Annotated in this window: 21 protein-coding genes and 1 pseudogene; 15 read left to right on the plus strand and 7 right to left on the minus strand. The window is 37.2% G+C overall.

The features are described from left to right. The first annotated feature begins 184 nt into the window (after window positions 1–184). Window positions 185–319 carry a hypothetical protein gene (locus tag IGL24_RS06410; RefSeq protein WP_277989385.1) on the plus strand — a complete coding sequence of 45 codons (135 nt, stop codon included), beginning with the start codon at window positions 185–187 and terminating at the stop codon, window positions 317–319. 110 nt (window positions 320–429) lie between these two features. Further along, entirely contained in the window at window positions 430–2,013 is a 1,584-nt protein-coding gene (gene abc-f / locus IGL24_RS06415; RefSeq protein ID WP_207699361.1) for a ribosomal protection-like ABC-F family protein, read from the plus strand. 116 nt (window positions 2,014–2,129) lie between these two features. On the opposite strand, the gene IGL24_RS06420 is transcribed toward abc-f, so the two are convergent. The 3 genes from IGL24_RS06420 to IGL24_RS06430 form a co-directional block, all read right to left on the minus strand. Then, window positions 2,130–2,963 carry an undecaprenyl-diphosphate phosphatase gene (locus tag IGL24_RS06420; protein WP_206857805.1) on the minus strand — a complete coding sequence of 278 codons (834 nt, stop codon included), beginning with the start codon at window positions 2,961–2,963 and terminating at the stop codon, window positions 2,130–2,132. A 155-nt stretch (window positions 2,964–3,118) separates the two neighbouring features. Further along, entirely contained in the window at window positions 3,119–3,823 is a 705-nt protein-coding gene (locus IGL24_RS06425) for a histidine phosphatase family protein (protein WP_207699360.1), read from the minus strand. A 23-nt stretch (window positions 3,824–3,846) separates the two neighbouring features. Next, entirely contained in the window at window positions 3,847–4,473 is a 627-nt protein-coding gene (locus tag IGL24_RS06430) for an MBL fold metallo-hydrolase (protein ID WP_206857803.1), read from the minus strand. Between the two features lie 320 nt (window positions 4,474–4,793). Between IGL24_RS06430 and IGL24_RS06435 the strand changes: the two genes are divergently transcribed. Beyond that, a complete protein-coding gene (locus tag IGL24_RS06435) occupies window positions 4,794–7,142 on the plus strand; it encodes an ATP-dependent DNA helicase (RefSeq protein ID WP_207699359.1) in 2,349 nt (782 codons plus the stop codon). Between the two features lie 59 nt (window positions 7,143–7,201). On the opposite strand, the gene IGL24_RS06440 is transcribed toward IGL24_RS06435, so the two are convergent. Next, window positions 7,202–7,696 carry a YajQ family cyclic di-GMP-binding protein gene (locus IGL24_RS06440; RefSeq protein WP_206857801.1) on the minus strand — a complete coding sequence of 165 codons (495 nt, stop codon included), beginning with the start codon at window positions 7,694–7,696 and terminating at the stop codon, window positions 7,202–7,204. Window positions 7,697–7,850: 154 nt separating this feature from the next. Here IGL24_RS06440 and IGL24_RS06445 point away from each other — a divergent pair, with 154 nt between their 5' ends. The 4 genes from IGL24_RS06445 to IGL24_RS06460 all read left to right on the plus strand — a co-directional run bounded on the left by IGL24_RS06445 (window position 7,851) and on the right by IGL24_RS06460 (window position 10,621). Then, window positions 7,851–8,798 (plus strand): YitT family protein, encoded by a 948-nt coding sequence (locus IGL24_RS06445; RefSeq protein WP_206857800.1) that lies wholly within the window; start codon window positions 7,851–7,853, stop codon window positions 8,796–8,798. A 100-nt stretch (window positions 8,799–8,898) separates the two neighbouring features. Next, a complete protein-coding gene (locus IGL24_RS06450; RefSeq protein ID WP_207699358.1) occupies window positions 8,899–9,237 on the plus strand; it encodes a metal-sulfur cluster assembly factor in 339 nt (112 codons plus the stop codon). A gap of 579 nt (window positions 9,238–9,816) precedes the next feature. Then, on the plus strand, window positions 9,817–9,981 hold the full coding sequence (locus IGL24_RS06455) for a hypothetical protein (RefSeq protein ID WP_207699357.1): 165 nt from the start codon (window positions 9,817–9,819) through the stop codon (window positions 9,979–9,981). A 1-nt stretch (window position 9,982) separates the two neighbouring features. Next, entirely contained in the window at window positions 9,983–10,621 is a 639-nt protein-coding gene (locus IGL24_RS06460; RefSeq protein ID WP_207699356.1) for a hypothetical protein, read from the plus strand. Window positions 10,622–10,761: 140 nt separating this feature from the next. Here the strand turns inward: IGL24_RS06460 and IGL24_RS06465 are convergent. Beyond that, a pseudogene (locus IGL24_RS06465) lies at window positions 10,762–10,912 on the minus strand (phosphoribosylanthranilate isomerase); the annotation flags it as partial. A gap of 227 nt (window positions 10,913–11,139) precedes the next feature. Here IGL24_RS06465 and IGL24_RS06470 point away from each other — a divergent pair. The 4 genes from IGL24_RS06470 to IGL24_RS06485 are packed head-to-tail and all read left to right on the plus strand — an operon-like array spanning window position 11,140 to window position 12,961. Further along, on the plus strand, window positions 11,140–11,610 hold the full coding sequence (locus tag IGL24_RS06470) for an ASCH domain-containing protein (protein ID WP_207699355.1): 471 nt from the start codon (window positions 11,140–11,142) through the stop codon (window positions 11,608–11,610). A gap of 10 nt (window positions 11,611–11,620) precedes the next feature. Beyond that, window positions 11,621–12,079 carry a GNAT family N-acetyltransferase gene (locus IGL24_RS06475; RefSeq protein ID WP_207699354.1) on the plus strand — a complete coding sequence of 153 codons (459 nt, stop codon included), beginning with the start codon at window positions 11,621–11,623 and terminating at the stop codon, window positions 12,077–12,079. 14 nt (window positions 12,080–12,093) lie between these two features. After that, entirely contained in the window at window positions 12,094–12,492 is a 399-nt protein-coding gene (gene fosX / locus IGL24_RS06480; RefSeq protein WP_207699353.1) for a FosX/FosE/FosI family fosfomycin resistance hydrolase, read from the plus strand. 22 nt (window positions 12,493–12,514) lie between these two features. Then, window positions 12,515–12,961 carry a GNAT family N-acetyltransferase gene (locus IGL24_RS06485; protein WP_207699352.1) on the plus strand — a complete coding sequence of 149 codons (447 nt, stop codon included), beginning with the start codon at window positions 12,515–12,517 and terminating at the stop codon, window positions 12,959–12,961. A gap of 87 nt (window positions 12,962–13,048) precedes the next feature. On the opposite strand, the gene IGL24_RS06490 is transcribed toward IGL24_RS06485, so the two are convergent. Beyond that, window positions 13,049–13,627, minus strand: a complete 579-nt coding sequence (locus tag IGL24_RS06490; RefSeq protein ID WP_207699351.1) for a helix-turn-helix domain-containing protein — start codon at window positions 13,625–13,627, stop codon at window positions 13,049–13,051. 269 nt (window positions 13,628–13,896) lie between these two features. Here IGL24_RS06490 and arsC point away from each other — a divergent pair, with 269 nt between their 5' ends. The 3 genes from arsC to IGL24_RS06505 all read left to right on the plus strand — a co-directional run bounded on the left by arsC (window position 13,897) and on the right by IGL24_RS06505 (window position 15,991). Then, the gene (gene arsC, locus IGL24_RS06495) at window positions 13,897–14,328 is read left to right on the plus strand and encodes an arsenate reductase (thioredoxin) (protein ID WP_242699685.1); all 432 of its coding nucleotides are present in this window, start codon (window positions 13,897–13,899) and stop codon (window positions 14,326–14,328) included. Between the two features lie 79 nt (window positions 14,329–14,407). Then, the gene (locus tag IGL24_RS06500; RefSeq protein WP_207699349.1) at window positions 14,408–15,274 is read left to right on the plus strand and encodes an AraC family transcriptional regulator; all 867 of its coding nucleotides are present in this window, start codon (window positions 14,408–14,410) and stop codon (window positions 15,272–15,274) included. Window positions 15,275–15,412: 138 nt separating this feature from the next. Continuing rightward, window positions 15,413–15,991, plus strand: coding sequence for a ClbS/DfsB family four-helix bundle protein (locus IGL24_RS06505; RefSeq protein WP_207699348.1), 579 nt, complete (start codon window positions 15,413–15,415; stop codon window positions 15,989–15,991). Window positions 15,992–16,028: 37 nt separating this feature from the next. On the opposite strand, the gene IGL24_RS06510 is transcribed toward IGL24_RS06505, so the two are convergent. Continuing rightward, the gene (locus tag IGL24_RS06510) at window positions 16,029–16,643 is read right to left on the minus strand and encodes a LysM peptidoglycan-binding domain-containing protein (protein WP_207699347.1); all 615 of its coding nucleotides are present in this window, start codon (window positions 16,641–16,643) and stop codon (window positions 16,029–16,031) included. A gap of 340 nt (window positions 16,644–16,983) precedes the next feature. Here IGL24_RS06510 and IGL24_RS06515 point away from each other — a divergent pair, with 340 nt between their 5' ends. Then, window positions 16,984–17,418 (plus strand): universal stress protein, encoded by a 435-nt coding sequence (locus IGL24_RS06515; RefSeq protein ID WP_206859434.1) that lies wholly within the window; start codon window positions 16,984–16,986, stop codon window positions 17,416–17,418. Window positions 17,419–17,427: the final 9 nt, after the last annotated feature.

A 17,427-nucleotide genomic window follows, 5' to 3' on the forward strand; every position in this document is an offset into this window, starting at 1 on the left:
TAAAATAAATTATTTACAATTCAGTCTCAGGTCCTAGTTTTGTTTTTTAGAGAAAGTGTAGGTGAACACAAGAAGAATAGACTTGAGACAAGGTTGGCTATTTTTGGTAAGGGTTTCATTTGAACTTTGATTTTTGATTTGATACAATTGAACAAATAGATAGTGAAAGGGAGGGACATATTAAATGGAAAGCTTGACTAAAATAACAGAAGCCAATAATTTTTCTAGATATCATATCAGCTTTAGTCATGCAATTATTTTTGTATTTTCTATTCAAGGCACCAGTGCGCTTAAAAATAGAAAAATCAATCAAAAATAAATGACCATTCAATATGTTTATTCCATTTGTAGCTACTCAACGAATAAATGAAATAACAAAAGGTCATGAATTTTTCATGGCTTTTTTGATTGGTCTTGAGGAGCGAGAAAATGTATATTCAAGCAAATAAGATCAGTAAAAATTATAGTGGGGTCCCACTTTTTGAAAATTTAAGTTGTGTGATCAATCAACAAGATAAAATCGGATTGATTGGACAAAATGGAACCGGAAAAACTACACTTCTTCAAATTCTGATGGGAACTGAAGGGATAGATGAAGGAACAACTAGTAGAAAAAAAGGACTATCGATCGGCTACATTCCACAAAAACTGGAAAATGGCTCAATCGCTACTTTTGACTATGTCTATCAAAGCTTTAAAGAGATCCATGATTTGCAAAAGCAACTTCATTATTATGAAGAAAAAATGTGTAGCCCAACTGAAGATCTGGACCGTATCATGAAAGTCTATGGTGACTTGCAGCAACGATTTGAGACGATGGGCGGCTATGGCTTAGAAGATCGGATAACTAGTATTCTAAAAGGCTTAGGACTTGATAGACAGCTTTTAACACCACTGGATCAGTTGAGTGGAGGCGAACGTATCCGAGTAGAGTTAGCCAAAGTATTGATACAAGAAAATGATGTTCTTCTATTAGATGAACCAACGAATCATCTTGATCTTGACTCTGTTCAATGGCTGGAAGAATATCTGAGGCTAACAAGTTGTGCCTTTCTCGTGATTTCCCATGATCGGGCTTTTCTCGACAATGTAGTCAAAAAAATATTGGAGATCGAGGACGGTCAGATAATCGAATATCCAGGGAATTATAGTCGTTACATGACGTTGAAACAATTACGAGTACAAGAACTCCAAAAGAATCATGAACTTCAACAAAAAGAAATCAAACGATTGAAGTTAATGATTCGCCGGTATCGTCAATGGGGAACTGAAGGGGACAACGAAGCATACTTAAAAAAAGCGAAAGAAATCGAGCGAAGACTAGAGAAAATGACGATCATCCATGCACCAGCCGTACCGCGTAAAAAGCTAACGAAGATCCGTCAGGAAAATCTTTCTGGTAAGGAAGTGCTGATTGCCAAAAATATCAAGAAAACAATAGGTAACAAATGCTTGTTTTCAGATAGTTCTTTTATGGTCTATCGTGGCGAACGGATCGCACTATTGGGTAAAAATGGCTCTGGTAAATCCACACTTCTAAAAGTAGTGATAGGCGAAACCGAAGTAGAGGAAGGGTCAATTAAAACTGGCGCAAGTATCTCCATTGGTTATTTGCCTCAGCGATTGTCGTTTGACCGCCCTGAACAGACGATATTACATTATACGAAGTACTTGATATCTGATGAGCAGAAAGCGAGACAAGTCTTAGCAAATTTTGGATTCTTTAGTGGGGATGTCGCTAAAAGAATCAAAGATCTTTCCGGAGGAGAACAAGTAAGGCTGTACCTTTTGAAACTGTTCCAGAAGAAAATCAATGTATTGATCTTAGATGAGCCAACCAATCATTTGGATATCTATGTCAGAGAAGAAATCGAAGACTTACTGGCTTCATTTACGGGGACAATTTTAGCGGTTACGCATGATCGCTATTTCTTACGAAAGAATTTCGATCAGATATTATTGTTAGAAAATGAAAAAATCGAAAAGCTGTTGTATGAGGATCGGACGCTTTAGAAGGAAGAAGTAATAAAAAAAGTAGTAAGCTCATAGGTTATGAGTTTACTACTTTTTTCATACTTGTTGCCCGGAACGATGATTTAACTGGTCAACGATAAATGTATCATTGTATCTTACATTGCGATAAACCAGTAACCGATCAAGATAACCCCTAAAATGATGCGATACCATCCAAAAACAGTAAAGTCATTACGTTTCAAGTAGTTGATCAAGAACTTGATTGCAAAAATCGATACAACGAATGAAACAACAGTACCAACTAACAGAATAACTACTTCTTCCATTTGGAAACTATTCCCATCTGCAAGGTATTTCACGATTTTTAATCCACTGGCTCCAAACATCACTGGAATACCAAGGAAAAATGAAAACTCCGTTGCGACAAAGCGAGAAGCCCCGATAAGAATTGCTCCGAGGATCGTCGCACCAGAGCGAGAAGTACCAGGAATCAATGCTAAGACTTGGAAAGCACCAATCAAAATCGCTGCTTGAAAAGTCAAATCATTCAAAGTCGACCAACGAGGTGTTTTGTTTTTGTTTCGTTTTTCAACAATGATAAAGCCGATACCGTAAACGATCAAAGCGATCGCTACTGGTAAAAATTTATAAAAATGAGCATCTAACCAATCGTCCAATAATAAACCAATAATGGCTGCTGGAATACAAGCAACGAGTACTTTTGACCATAAAACCCAAGTATCTTTTTTCTCGATCGAGGATTTACTCGGTGCAAAAGGATTCAACTTGTGGAAATATAAAACAACGACGGCTAAAATCGCGCCTAATTGGATCACGACATTGAACATTGACATGAATTGTGAACTCGCATCAAGCTTGATGAATTCATCGGCTAAGATCAAATGTCCTGTACTACTGATGGGCAGCCATTCTGTGATTCCTTCAATGATTCCTAGAATCGCTGCTTTTATGATATTTGAAAAAAACATAAATTCCTTCCTTCCCAATTAAAATACAACAATTAGTATACCGTTCTTTGTTTCTAAAGCCAAATTGTTTCTTCAAACTTAAAGCAAAACTAAAGACGTGAAAAAAATAAGCACACTGAAATCCGAAGACTTCAGTGCGTTTATTTGCTAACTTGCTACATAAATGATTCTCTTGTTTGTTGCTTTCCTTGTTCGATATAGCTTGTGTCATTGACACTTTCAATTGAAAAACGACCATTTTTATAGGTTACTTTTGTGACACTTCCATTCAGCAAACCTGCGCGTACCGGTTGACTAGGGTCGATCAGACTTAGCAGAAAAGCAATCGTTAGTCCATGAGAAACAACCAAGACATTGCCACCGTTGTTTTTCTCACATTGGTGTGCGATATCCTCAAAACCTGACCAGACACGTTCTTTTAATTCTGCATAAGGCTGTGCCCATCCAGCAGTGTCCGTTTCGTAGATGGCATTGGCGATTTGTTCAAAAGTAACATCTGTGGTGAACATTTCATCGTACGTTTGGAAGTTTAGTACGCGAGGAATGACACCCCACATTTCCATATCGTAGCCACCTTCTAAAGAACCAAAGCACCACTCGCGAATCCGCTTATCGATAAAATAAGGGATTTCTTTACCTTTGCTATGTTCGCCTAAAATGATACGTGCCGTTTCGTTTGCTCGACCACTGTCGCTTGAATAGGCATAAGAAAAATCGATGTCTTTTAGACCTTTTCCTAGAAAGTGGATACCTTCTTGACCTTGTTTCGTCAATGGGGTGTCACACCAGCCTTGCACACGTTCAATTGTATTGAACATGGTTTTACCATGACGGACGATATATAGGGTTGTTTCACTCATTTTGAACGACCTCCTAAGTTTGATTAAGCATTAAAAAATGGATTAGTTTTTTTCTCGTGTTCGATGGTTGTTGGCTCTCCATGGCCAGGGTAGACCACAAATTCGTTCGGTAAAACAAAAAGCTGTGTGGTAATACTATAAAGTAACTGCTCTAAATTGCCTGTATAAAGATCTGTGCGCCCAATACTTCCTTTGAAAAGGGCATCCCCAGAGATAACAAAATCATCAAAAATAAAGCTGACACTACCCGCGGAATGTCCTGGAGTTGGTACGACTTCAAAGGACATATTTCCAAGATGATACTGTTTCATTTCAAATTCATATTCTGCTGGAGAAACAATGATATTTTCCATATCATCATGTCGTCCAAGTCCTGAAAGATTCAAGATCGGGTCACCAAGCCATTCTTGTTCTAATGGACTGACATAAACAGGGATATCATATGTTTTTCTTAATGCTTCGACAGCGCCAATATGGTCATAATGCGTATGCGTCAACAAGATAGCGACTGGTTGCTGCTGCGTTTTTTCGATTTGTTCTTGGATCATCTCAGCATCTGCGCCTGGATCGACGATCAAAAGCGCTTCATCATTGTAGACAAGGTAACAGTTTTCCTCGATTGTTCCGGTTTTTAATTGTAAAACATGCATAAAAGAAACCTCCAACTTTTAAAAAATTCTTTCTAGTTTCTATCGTTCGATATAAGTATAACGCAAATATTGGCTTGAAACAAAGGTGTCTACTTAATATAACAGGACTTATCTGAATTATCAGATTATATGAAAACTGTCTAAAGATTTTAAACGTAAGAATAGAATTTTTTCATGGAAATTTCATTTATCATTGTTACATTGAATGTATCCAAAAATCCAAATTCTATATCCTATATCCCTGCTTATCCGAGCAGGGTGTTTTTGTTTTTTGCGAAAGCTACTATTTTGCGGTACTCTATTACAAGAAGGGGGCGACCATGGTGAAAAAATCTAAAATCTCTGTCCGTCATTTAGTCGAGTTCATCTTGCGTCGCGGCAGTATCGATAACCGAAAGAAAAGTAATCATACCGCCTTAGAAGGTGCTAAAATCCATCGCAAGCTCCAAAAAGAAGCAGGAGAAGAGTACCAAAAAGAAGTATTTTTACAAATCAACGTACCACTTGATCCCTATGAATTGATCGTTGAAGGACGAGCAGATGGGATCTTTAAACAAGATGGTGTGTATTACATTGATGAAATCAAAACGTCAGAACCACGGTTTGAAGACTTAGAACCAGAACAAGTCGAGCTATTTTTTCATCAAGCGAGAGTCTACGCCTACATTTACAGTCAGGAAAACAACTTGGAGGAAATCAATCTTCAATTGACGTATTACCAAACAACGGAAGAAGTGATCACACGAAGAGTTGAGCATCAGACGAAAGAGCAACTGGAAGTGTTTTTTAAAAAACTGACTGAGGATTACCAAGAGTGGTTGATTTTTCAGGAAAATTGGCGGACTGTCCGTAATGCCTCATTGATGGCACTGAAGTTTCCTTATGAAAAGTATCGTAAAGGGCAAAGGGAGTTAGCTGTGGCGGCGTATAAAACGATTCGCACAAAACAAAAACTGTTTGCGGAAGCACCAACGGGGACAGGGAAAACGATCTCTACATTATTCCCAGCGTTAAAAGCGATTGGGGAAAATGAAGGAGAACGGATTTTTTATTTAACAGCGAAGACCATTACGAGACAGGTGGCAGAAGATGCGTTAGAAGCGTTGAAGGATGTCGGCGCTGAAACAAAAAGCGTGACATTGACAGCGAAAGATAAGATTTGTTTTTTAGATGAAACGACCTGTAATCCAGATCAATGCCCTTATGCAAATGGTTATTATAATCGTATCAATGAAGGATTATGGGATTTATTGAATCATGAGAATCAGATCACTCGTGAAGTCATTGAAAAATATGCAAAGAAGCATACTTTATGTCCATTTGAACTTTCTTTAGATGTCAGCTTATGGTGTGATGTGATCATCGGAGATTATAATTATCTTTTTGATCCGACGGTTTATTTAAGACGTTTCTTTGAAGAAGAGAAAAATGAAAATCATCTTTTCTTGATCGACGAAGCCCATAATCTAGTCAATCGTTCCAGGGAAATGTATTCCGCCGAACTATCTTATGGAAAAGCACGCAAAGTCTATACAGAGATCCCTAAAGAATTTAAAAAACTACGGCGTCGTTGGAACCGTCTTTTAAAAGCTTTTGATCAGATCCAAGAAATTGCCCTTGAAGAAGGCTGGAACTATCATCATCAAAAAGCACCAGCGGATTCCTTGATCAAAGCAGGATTTCAACTCGGTGAATTCATTCAAGAATGGTTGGCTGAATTTCCAGAACATCCAGTACAAGAACAAGTTTTAGGCTTTTATTTCGATTTGCTGCACTTTTTAAAAATCAGTGATTTCTATGATGATCACTATGAAACGACTGTGGAGAAAAGCTATCACGATTTAGTGGTGAAGCAATTTTGTATCGATCCTAGTTCATTCTTAGAGCAATCGCTGAATAAAGGACGTAGTAGCCTCTTATTTTCTGCTAGTTTTTCACCGTTATCCTATTATCAAGAAACATTAGGAGGAAAGGAAAGCCTAGCCTATCGCTTACCAAGTCCTTTTCCAGTTGACAATCAACAAGTACTCGTAGCAAGTTACCTCGAAACGACGTATCGAAAAAGAGAACAAAGTTTGCCACGATTAGTTGAAACGATCCAACGATTCATTGAAGGGAAAACAGGGAATTATATGATCTTCTTTCCCTCGTATCAGTATTTGGATCAAGTCGCCGAACTGTTTAAAGAGACATATCCTGAGAGAAAGACGCTCATTCAAGGAACAAATATGAATGAAGAAGAAAGAGAAGAATTCTTAGCAAAATTCATGCTTGAACCGCAAGAAACATTAGTCGCTTTTTGTGTACTTGGCGGGATTTTTTCCGAAGGGATCGATTTACGAGGATCACGATTGATCGGTAGCATGATCGTTGGAGTCGGATTACCACAAATGAATCACGAACAGGAATTGATCAAATCCTACTATGATGAAAAAGAAAATCTAGGATTTGCTTACGCCTATCAGTTGCCAGGGATGAACAAAGTATTACAAGCGGCAGGACGTGTGATCCGTGACATGGATGACCAAGGAATCGTCGTTTTAGCAGATCAACGGTTCTCCTCACCGAACTATCGCAAACTCTTCCCACCGCATTGGCAACAAGCGAAAGAAGTTCGAACGGTAGAGGCATTGTCACGCACGATCCAAGAATTTTGGCAAGACCACTAAAAAAGGACGAAGCGTAAAGCTTGTCCTTTTTTGATGTGCGCTCAATAAGTACTTATTGACTAACGGTAGTTTGTAAATTGCAATTCGATCGGCAAGTCTAATTTTCTTAAAAGTGCGATCACTGCTTGTAGGTCGTCACGACTTTTACCAGTCACGCGGATTTGATCTTCTTGGATCTGTGTTTTTACTTTCAGTTTTTCATTTTTGATCGCTGTGGTGATCTTTTTACCGTTATCTCGGTCGATCCCATTGACTAGATCAGCGGATTGACGTGCTTTCCCACCTAAAGCATGTTCCGTTTCAGAAAAATGGATATTTTTGATCGGTACATTGCGCTTATTTAATTTTCCAAACAAAACATCTTTGATTTGCTCGATTTTAAATTCATCGTCACTTAGTACGACCAGTTTATTTGTATTCTCTAACTTGATCTCAACTGTTGAATCTTTGAAATCAAAGCGATTAGTCAATTCTTTAGTTGTTTGTTGGATTGCATTTTTTACTTCTTCGACAGATACTTCTGAAATGATATCAAAGCTTGCATCTTTTGCCATAAGGTCCTCCTCGTACATTCGTTTTCTTTTATTGTAGCATAGGCTTATTTTTTTGTGACCTCTTTACTAAAATTCTTCTCATTTAAGTAGGGACTATTTTATTTTCTGGAATAAACTGTTATTCTTACATTTGAAATAAACTTGAAAAGGAGAGGTGCTTGTGAGCAGATTCATGACTGTCTATCAAAGAAACGAAAATCTTAAGAAAATAGTGGTTATCTTGATGACCGGTTTGACTGCAGCGGTGGCATTGAATTATTTTCTGATTCCAGCCAACGTCTTTTCTGCAGGAATGAACGGGATCGCCCAAATCATTGCTTCACTATTATCTGAATGGGTTCATATAGATGTCGATACTGGAACATTTATTTTTCTATTGAATATTCCTGTATTTATATTAGGCTTTTTAAAAGTCGGAAAACGTGCAACTGTACTTAGTTTCATCAACGTTGTTTGTGTGTCAGTCATGACAACGGTGTTACCGACAGGACAAGTGACAGATAATATTTTGATGAACGCATTAGTCGGTGGTGTTTTACTTGGTGTGGGTGTCGGTATTTCACTAAAAATGGGTTTTACGACTGGTGGGATGGATATCATTTCATTAGTTCTTTCTCAAACAACAGGAAAAACTGTAGGAAACTACATGCTGATTTTAAATGGGATCATCGTCGTCGCAGCAGGTTTCCTCTTTAATTGGGAAAGTGCCTTATATACGATCATCTCGATCTATGCGATGACCCAAGTCATCGATGCGATCCATACGAGTCATCAAAAAGTGACTGCCATGATCGTGACAGTAAAACCAGAAGAAGTCACAGCTGCAATTTCGCAACGGATGGTGCGTGGAATGACTTTGTTACCTTCAGTAGGTGGATATTCCAAACGTGAAGGAAAAATGATCATGATGGTTATCACACGCTATGAAATGTATGACCTTGATCAGATCGTCCATGAGATCGACGAAGATGCATTTATCAATATTTTACCAACACACTCCGTCTTCGGTCGCTTTGCCAATGAAAATGAACAAAGAATGTATCGTTCAACGGGCGTTTTTCCTGAAATCAAACAAACTTCAAAAAAAGTAAAAACTAAATAAACAAAATTTCTGTATCAAGAGAGAGACCGGAAATGAATATTTACAAATACCTTAAAAAAAGGTATGATAAACAAAACTTGTGAGAAGGAGAATCCGAAGAATGAGTGAATCAAAATGGTCTGCTGAAGAAGTAGATGAAATCAAAGAGCGAATTCTCACCGCGTTAGAAATGGTGATTGACCCCGAACTAGGAATCGATATCGTGAACCTAGGCTTGATCTATGAAATCGAATTTGACCCTGAAACTGGAGATACTGTCGTTAAAATGACCCTAACAACAATGGGCTGTCCATTAGCCGACATCTTGACCGAATCGATCCATGATGCGTTAAAAGAAGTCCCAGAAGTATCAAAGGCAGAAGTAAAATTGGTTTGGTATCCCGCATGGACGACTGATAAGATGAGTCGTTATGCACGAATTGCGCTAGGGATTCGTTAGGTAATAGGTTCTTTATAAGGTAGATCAAACCTGTAGTATAACTAATGATGAAGTAAACGTTGAACTCTCCTATCAACTTTTTTAGAAAAGTTGATAGGGGAGTTTTTTTTATCTTAGACAGCGCTACTATATGGATGAAAGTGAATAAAACAGTTCAAATAAAAATCTTTTTTTTTAGTAGTCATGCGATGCTTTTTAGCTTGGAGACAACCAAATTTTGAACGGAAGATGACAGAAATGGCTACTCGATCAATGAGAATTTTCATTCTTTGGATGAGAGGTATGCAGAAAGAGTAAAACTGATTCATATTGATCTGTCTTACAATACTGGGATTGCCTTGTTTAAATACAACGATAAATTTAAACATTCGACATGAGTGAGCTTTATTAAGAACAGGCTGGAAATGCTAAAGATATTAAAATCAATAGAATAATCAACAATCATAAATCTTGATTTTAGTTTAAAATTATAAGTATCGTTAGGGATAACGTGTGTACTTTGTATGTAACGTATTCAAATTACTGCGAGGAAATGATATAATCTATCATGTAGTTAATAATAATAAGGAGTCGGTATTTATGGCAAACATAAGTTTAGAACGTCCAATTATTTTATCTAAAGAAGATGTCAAAATTATTGAAAATACGCACCCTACAAAAAGATTCTATGACTTATTAGAAAAGAAATCTAGTGATCGTAGTAGCAACAAGGAGCAAGTGCCTAATTGGATGAGAAAAAAATAATATGGACTATACTGTGATTTCATTAAGTAGACAGATCAAAATGCTGGTTGAAGTTATTAAAGAAGAGGAAACTGAGATTGGAAATAAAGCTCTTAGAAAAAAGGTAAGAGAACGCTTTTCGAACTTTGTAGAATCTTCTTTTTTTTGTGAAAATAATTCAGAAATGACTGAATTTTTAAAACATGATGCCATACAAAAAGAGCTTTATCATGCGACAAGGACGTATTTGATTTTTAAAGATGAAATACAAGAACATCTCTTAGGTTTTTTTACGTTAGCAATCAAAGATTTAGATATTAGCAAGCTTGAGATAAAAGAGAAAAAGAAATTAGTTTTTAACGGGAAATCACCGAGTAAAGTAGGCGTTGCATCCTCTTATCTAATTGCTCATATCGCAAAGAATGATTCTTTTTCTAAAGAATTTTCAGGAGAAAAAATCATTGAAGAAGCTTTATTAATTGTTGACGATGTTAGAAAATCAATTGGTGGAAAATTAATCATACTTGATAGTATTTGTATTCCAAAGGTGATGGATTTATATAAACAATTTGGATTCCGTGAAATTGGAGAAACATTTACATCACAAATTGGACAAGAGCTACAGTTGATGGTGCTTTCAATGCCTAACTCATTAGATTGATAAGAGAACGCTTGGAAATAAATTAATTAAGAGTATAGCATTTTTATGATAGGTTCTTTCTTGTAGACGAATTTTTTTGATTACATAAAACTTGTTGGTTTGCCAATTATATAAGCGATCTTTATCAGGCGCAGCCCAACCCAACCACGTGGGTCTCCAGGAACGTGGATATCGATATCTTTTGCTTGCCAGTCGATACGATAAACCTAAAGAACCTAGTAATAATGGAGTGATCTGGTGCTCGTTTAGTTTTTGAGTGATCAATAAAAATTCTTTGAAATGAAGTTCCATGGATGGTCTCCTTTTTTATGATTGGTTGTATTGTACGTCTAATCTCCAATTGAATCCTGAGACTAAAACCAGCTTCTCATAAAAAGAGGAGTTGGTTTTTCTTTTATCTAAAAAAATGAGACTGCATCAATCCAAATGTACGCTTTGCAAGCGTTTGATCTTGGTTCGCTTAGTCTCTTATTATTTGTTACACTTGATTTACGATCTATCAGAAAGAAGGTGACTGTATGAATCTAAAAGCACAAAAATATTGGGAACGTTTTTGCTCCAAAAATGATGTGGCTCACGCGTCACTCTATGAAATTTTTGCTTTTGGCAATACGAAAGAACACGCAGATGAATTAGCTAATCTGGTTTTAGCTGGAAAGAAAACGGGGACAAGCTCGGGTTATGAATTGTACCAGATAGATAATGAACCATTACCTAAAGTTGGTGATTACTCTATAGTTGTGAATGGGTCTGATGTACCGATGGGGATTATTCAAACGGTCGAAGTAGCGATCGTACCTTGGAAAGAAATCACCGAAGAACAGGCAGCTACGGAGGGGGAAGGCGATCTATCTCTTGCTTATTGGCAAAAGGGGCATTACAAGTATTTCAAACCTTATTATGAAGAACATGGACTCTTGCTCAATGAAGAAACGAAAATCGTCTTTGAACGATTCAGACTAGTTGATCGATATCAGCCGAATGAGTAAGGAGAGATAAATGCGAATTTATTTAGTAGAAGAAGTAGTAGAAAAGAAAAAAATCGTTCAAGAAATCTTGGCTGACTTGCCAGAATGGTTTGGTTTACCAGATTCAACACAAGAATATGTTGAGAACTGTCAAAATTATCCGTTGTGGGCCTTACAAGAAAATAACGAGTCTATAGGTTTTATCAGTTTGAAAGAAACAAGCAAAGCCACTGGTGAGGTCTATTGTATGGGTGTCAAAAAGGCCTACCATCATCAAGGAATAGGAAAGCGATTGCTACAGGAGTTGCAATCGTATGCTAGTGAACATTATAAGTTCTTACAAGTAAAAACAGTCGCTGAAGGAACATATGGTACTTATGATCAAACGATTCGATTTTACCGAACAATGGGCTTTGTTGAATTAGAAGTATTCCCTACGCTATGGGATGAATGGAATCCATGCTTGGTAATGATCAAAAGTCTTAACTAAAAAAGGAGAAAAAGATGAAACTCTCACATATGACATTTATCGTACGTGATTTAAGTCGTTCGACGGAAATATTTACGGAGATTTTTGCTGCAAAAGAAGTGTATTCAAGTAAGGAAAAGCAATATTCTTTATTTCCAGAAAAATTCTTTTTGATCGATGATCTATGGGTCGCACTGATGGAAGATCAGCAAGCGAAACTTCCGAAAACTTATAACCATATCGCTTTTGAGATCACTACCGAACAAATTCCATTATATAAAGAAAAACTTCATCAGTTAGATCTAAAAATTGAAGAAGGTCGTTCGCGCGTATCAGGAGAAGGGGAATCGATTTATTTTTATGATGACGATGATCATTTGTTTGAACTTCATGCGGGGAATTTAGCTGATCGTCTGAAGAAGTATGAAGAATAACTAAAAGTTTAGGAGCAATGGTATGATCAAAAAAGTGCAAAAGCTAGACCAACAGATGATGGATCGACTACTTACTATTTGGTTAAAGACCAATGTCGAAACACATGATTTTATTGATGCGACTTATTGGCATGAGAAAAAAGTTTTGCTAAAAAAAGAGTTGCCGAAAGCAGAAATCTATTATTATGAAATTGAAGGTCAGATCGTTGGTTTTATGGGAATCATAGATGAATCTTATTTAGCTGGTATTTTTGTCGAGTCAATGTTTCAGAATAAAAAAATCGGCCAAAAATTGATTGAAGCAGCGAAAAAAGAAAAGGAACGAATAGCCTTACATGTTTATCATAAGAATCAACGAGCGATACGCTTTTACGATAGAAATGGCTTTAGAAAAGTGGCTGAACAAATCGATGAATCAACGAATGAGAAGGAATATCTCATGGTCTGGGAAAGAACTGAACAGATTTAATGAGTACAAAAATCGCTTGTTCCGATTCCAAATAGTAAAAAAACAAGATCCATCCTTGAAGGCAGATCTTGTTTTTTTGCTTGATTACTAGCGATTGAAAAGTATAAATGGCAAACTTGCGAGTAATGCGATCACTCCACAGACGAGCGCAAACAAAATGACGATTCCTGCTTTTTCAATTAGATTTCTGGTCTTGTTTCTTTGTTTACGAAGAGGTTCGACATCTTTGTTCTCCATGAAAGCAACGATTTCTTTGTAGGTTTTGATATTTTCTTGTTTTTTGAGTCGATCGACTTTTATTGCACCGTACATGCTGATGGTCCAAAAAAGCAAGGGAAGCATAAGTCGCCAAATCCCAGGTAAAAACAAGGATGGTCCTACTGAAATCAAGGTGAGAAGCATAAAGCCTAACATGACCTTGGTATATTTGTTTATTTCAGAAAGTGGTATATTTTCTTTCATTTTTTCTACATCTCCTTTGACTAATTCATCCAAAGAAACGTCAAATAAGACACTCATCAATAGTAGATTATGAATATCGGGATAGCTGCGCTCATTCTCCCAGTTTGAAATCGTTTGTCTTGAAACATATAACTTTTCTGCTAATTCTTCTTGGGAGAAAGCTAATTGTTTACGATATTTTTTGATTTGATGACTTAAGTCCATCGTATCCGCTCCTTCTGATCTCAGCATAAATGAAAAGGCAAAAATCAACGATCAAAGGTTTTTGTCATTAACGAAATCAACGTGTAAAAAAGTCTTTGACATGTTTGTAAATGCTGATAAATCAATCTTTTTCGTTTTCTAATTTTATGTAAGATTATGACTATTTTTTTCGTGAACTGTCTCTTTTTTGTCGTTAAGAGCAATCTGCGTCTAAGTTTATGATATCATAAACTTAATCCTTAAAGGAAAAGCGGAATGGAGGAATGGTTTTGGACAAAACAACAGATGTGAAAAAGAGAATCTATTTTTTATGTACAGGTAATTCTTGCAGAAGTCAGATTGCCGAAGGGTATGGGCATGCATATTTGACGGATCAATTTGAAGTTCGGAGTGCTGGAGTGGAGACACACGGCTTGAATCCACGAGCAGTCAAAGTGATGGCAGAAGATGGAGTTGATATTACAAGTCAAACATCCGACTTGATTGATCCGGATTATTTTAACGATGCAGATTTAATTATCACACTGTGCGGAGATGCGTTGGATAAATGCCCGGTGATTCCTGCTCATATTCGCCATGAACATTGGGATCTAGAAGATCCAGCGAAAGCTGCTGGGACAGAAGAAGAGATTATCGCTGAATTTAGAAAAACTCGCGAAATCATCAAAGACAAGATCAAGGCTGTTGCTAACAAAGCCTAGGGTGTATTGATTATTGTGGTCTAAGAAAAATCAAGTGATGATTGTACGAACCTTGTAAACTAAGTAGTGAGGTGAGAGGATGAAAGAATTGAACGAACTGATCGCTTACATCGAAGAACGTTTAACAAGTGAGATCAAGTTAGAAGAAGTGGCACGACGATTGGGTATTTCTGAATATCATTTGAAACGGACTTTCTCATTTGTTGCGGGGATATCTTTGTCGGAGTATATCAAGAATCGGCGACTTGCTTGTGCCAATGAAGATCTTGCTAAAGGTGAAAGTGCAACAGTTACAGCTTTTAAATATGGCTATCAAACGTTAGAAGGTTTTTCGAGAGCGTTTCGTGACTGGACAGGCTACTTGCCTTCAGAAGTCAAAAAAGCAGGAGTTTATAAATCTTATCCTAAACTTGCCTTTCACTTAGAAATCAAGGGAGGAAATTCAATGGATTACCGAATTGAAGAAAAAGATGCCTTTGCAATTGTCGGAGTATCAAAACGTGTACCGATCCAATTTGAAGGAGTCAACCAAGCAATTATCGAATTAGCAAAATCAATCACAGAAGAACAAAAAGAGGAAATGCACGCGTTGGGTGATCTCGCACCTTATCAAGTGGTGAATGCTTCCTTTCAATTCGATGAAGGACGCTTGGAAGAAAAGGGCGATTTGACACACATGATCGGTTTCTTAACCTCAAAAATCGACCATTGTGAAAGTTTACAGCAACGGATCATTCCTGCACACACATGGGCTATTTTTCCAAATCAAGGACCTTTTCCAGAAGTCTTACAGACGACGATGGCAAATATTTTCTCAGATTGGCTGCCAACCTCTGGATATGAGTTGGTTGAAGCACCCGAGATCTCATTTACCAAATGGCTTGATCAAGAAGAGGCCTATAGTGAAGTGTGGATCGCTGTCACAAAACAGAATACAAATCGTTGAATCAAACGAGTAGTATCAGAGAATGGTAGTTCATTCTAGGATATTACTCGTCTTTTTTTGAGAAATCAGGCATACTAGAATTATAGTTTGATTGGAAACGTTTTAAAACGAATGTGATTTTTTGATAAGGAGAAGTTTATGAGACCAAAGTCAAGAGAGGAATTATTGACACTCGCAGCTGAAAATTATGAGAAGTTAAATCAGTTGATTGAGTCAGTACCGATTGAACAAAGAGAAGCAACCTTCGATTTCGATGAAGCATTTCTAGAAAAGAAAAAAGAAACGCATTGGCGAAGGGATCAAACGATCAAAGATGTGTTGATCCATCTCTATGAATGGCATTGTTTGCTATTGAAATGGGTGACACATAATCAACTAGACGAAGCAATTTCTTTTATACCAGAACCATATAATTGGCGAACGATTTCTGAAATGAATCGTGGGTTTACTAAAAAGCATAAGTCTACTACCTTAGAACAAGCGACTGACTGGTTCAAGAATAGTCATGAAGAAGTGATGCGATTGGCGCAAAGCTTCGATAATGATCAGCTATTCCAAAAAAATCAATATCCTTGGGTGGGGAATACGACGCTAGGCAGTTATTTTGTATCTTCTACATCGAGTCACTATGATTGGGCAATCAAAAAAATCAAACAAAGTCAAAAGCAGAAACAAAAATCAAAGGCAGCTAACGCAGAAAAAGAACAAAAAAAATAGGAATCTATAAGATTCCCATTTTTCAAACTCGCTCTTTTTAGTACCAACCGTTAGCTAACCAGAAAGCTTTTGCTGCGTCCCAAGAGCCATAACGAGAGGCAACATATTGTTCTGCAACTCTTTCTTGGTTGGCAGCTGAGTAGTCACCATTCAAGTAAGAAGAGTCTAATTGGTAACGGCCGATGTAGCGTCCGTTTGTTGCTGTGTAAGAACCGCTAGATTCTTTTTGTGCGATCCATTCTTTCGCATCGTTTGTACCAGTCGAAACTGCCACTTCAGCAGCAGGAGCTTGTTCAACAACTGGTGCTTGTTCGACTACTGGAGTTTGTTCCACTACAGGTGTTTCCACAACTGGAGTAGTTTCTTGAACAGGAGCAGCAGGAGCTTGAGTAGCTACAGGAGCTGTTTTTTGTTCGCCAGTAGGAATAGTTAGTTCTTGACCTGAAAAGATCAGGTGAATGTTTGAGATTGAGTTTGCTTCGGCAATTGTTTGGATCAAGGAGTTGTCACCAACGTATTTTTGAGAAATCGTTGATAAAGTATCACCTGATTGAACAGTGTAGGCTTCGTCTGCATGTGCAGAAGTACCCATAAATAAAGCAGCGCCGGCAGCCAAAGTTGTTCCAAAAAGAATTGTTTTAAGTGATTTCATGAAAGATCTCCTTCGTGTTTTAAAAAGTTATTTGATTAGCTGTTTCGCTAACGAGTAATACTTTAACACGCGATCATATTTCATAGGTGAAAGATACGTGACAGTTTGTGACAAAAGTGCATTTTATGTAACAAATGTATGTTTAAATAATGTGCGTTTTAATTAGAAAAAAATCATAAATGGATAATCATGCGCTTCTGACATTTGTTTTTTATTAGAAAGATTTAAAAATGAAAAAGCGAAAAAGACGCAAATTATTTTTCACGAACCAAGAAAAAAGTGAATTTTTTATAAAATTCGTACAAAATGATACACTAAAAGATATAAGGAGGCGGTACTAATGGGTAAAATGTATAATAAAATAATGGTGGCAATTGATGGTTCAGCGAAAGCGGAGAAGGCTTTTGCTGAAGCTTTAGAGTTAGCGAGGGATAACCAGGCTGAGTTATTGATCGTCTCGATCATCAATAAAATTGAATTGACGCATAGCGCCTATGCATTCTCAAAAATCTATGCAGAAGAAAAGCAAAAAACGGAAGTAGAATTATTGAAGCGAATCAATGATGCAAAAGAATTTGGTATAGAAACGATCCATGCAATCGTCGAAACTGGTGATCCGAGAACATTGATCGCTACAGTATTGCCAAAACAAGAGTCGATCGATTTGATCGTGATGGGTGCAACTGGTAAAGGATCGATCCAACAAGCATTGGTAGGATCAACAGCTTCTTATGTAGTGACACATGCGCCATGTAATGTATTAGTAGTTAAATAAATAGTAAGA

It is taken from the genome of Enterococcus sp. DIV2371, from assembly GCF_050498525.1.
GTDB classification, from domain to species: Bacteria; Bacillota; Bacilli; order Lactobacillales; family Enterococcaceae; genus Enterococcus_B; species Enterococcus_B mangumiae.

Coding starts and splice junctions, on each gene's coding strand:
- IGL24_RS06410 (WP_277989385.1), top strand. CDS start 185: ATGGAAAGCTTGACTAAAATAACAGAAGCCAATAATTTTTCTAGATAT.
- IGL24_RS06515 (WP_206859434.1), top strand. CDS start 16,984: ATGGGTAAAATGTATAATAAAATAATGGTGGCAATTGATGGTTCAGCG.
- IGL24_RS06485 (WP_207699352.1), top strand. CDS start 12,515: ATGATCAAAAAAGTGCAAAAGCTAGACCAACAGATGATGGATCGACTA.
- IGL24_RS06470 (WP_207699355.1), top strand. CDS start 11,140: ATGAATCTAAAAGCACAAAAATATTGGGAACGTTTTTGCTCCAAAAAT.
- IGL24_RS06455 (WP_207699357.1), top strand. CDS start 9,817: ATGGCAAACATAAGTTTAGAACGTCCAATTATTTTATCTAAAGAAGAT.
- IGL24_RS06425 (WP_207699360.1), bottom strand. CDS start 3,823: ATGAGTGAAACAACCCTATATATCGTCCGTCATGGTAAAACCATGTTC.
- IGL24_RS06510 (WP_207699347.1), bottom strand. CDS start 16,643: ATGAAATCACTTAAAACAATTCTTTTTGGAACAACTTTGGCTGCCGGC.
- IGL24_RS06505 (WP_207699348.1), top strand. CDS start 15,413: ATGAGACCAAAGTCAAGAGAGGAATTATTGACACTCGCAGCTGAAAAT.
- IGL24_RS06440 (WP_206857801.1), bottom strand. CDS start 7,696: ATGGCAAAAGATGCAAGCTTTGATATCATTTCAGAAGTATCTGTCGAA.
- IGL24_RS06475 (WP_207699354.1), top strand. CDS start 11,621: ATGCGAATTTATTTAGTAGAAGAAGTAGTAGAAAAGAAAAAAATCGTT.
- IGL24_RS06450 (WP_207699358.1), top strand. CDS start 8,899: ATGAGTGAATCAAAATGGTCTGCTGAAGAAGTAGATGAAATCAAAGAG.
- IGL24_RS06500 (WP_207699349.1), top strand. CDS start 14,408: ATGAAAGAATTGAACGAACTGATCGCTTACATCGAAGAACGTTTAACA.
- IGL24_RS06490 (WP_207699351.1), bottom strand. CDS start 13,627: ATGGACTTAAGTCATCAAATCAAAAAATATCGTAAACAATTAGCTTTC.
- IGL24_RS06430 (WP_206857803.1), bottom strand. CDS start 4,473: ATGCATGTTTTACAATTAAAAACCGGAACAATCGAGGAAAACTGTTAC.
- abc-f (WP_207699361.1), top strand. CDS start 430: ATGTATATTCAAGCAAATAAGATCAGTAAAAATTATAGTGGGGTCCCA.
- IGL24_RS06435 (WP_207699359.1), top strand. CDS start 4,794: ATGGTGAAAAAATCTAAAATCTCTGTCCGTCATTTAGTCGAGTTCATC.
- IGL24_RS06420 (WP_206857805.1), bottom strand. CDS start 2,963: ATGTTTTTTTCAAATATCATAAAAGCAGCGATTCTAGGAATCATTGAA.
- fosX (WP_207699353.1), top strand. CDS start 12,094: ATGAAACTCTCACATATGACATTTATCGTACGTGATTTAAGTCGTTCG.
- IGL24_RS06460 (WP_207699356.1), top strand. CDS start 9,983: ATGGACTATACTGTGATTTCATTAAGTAGACAGATCAAAATGCTGGTT.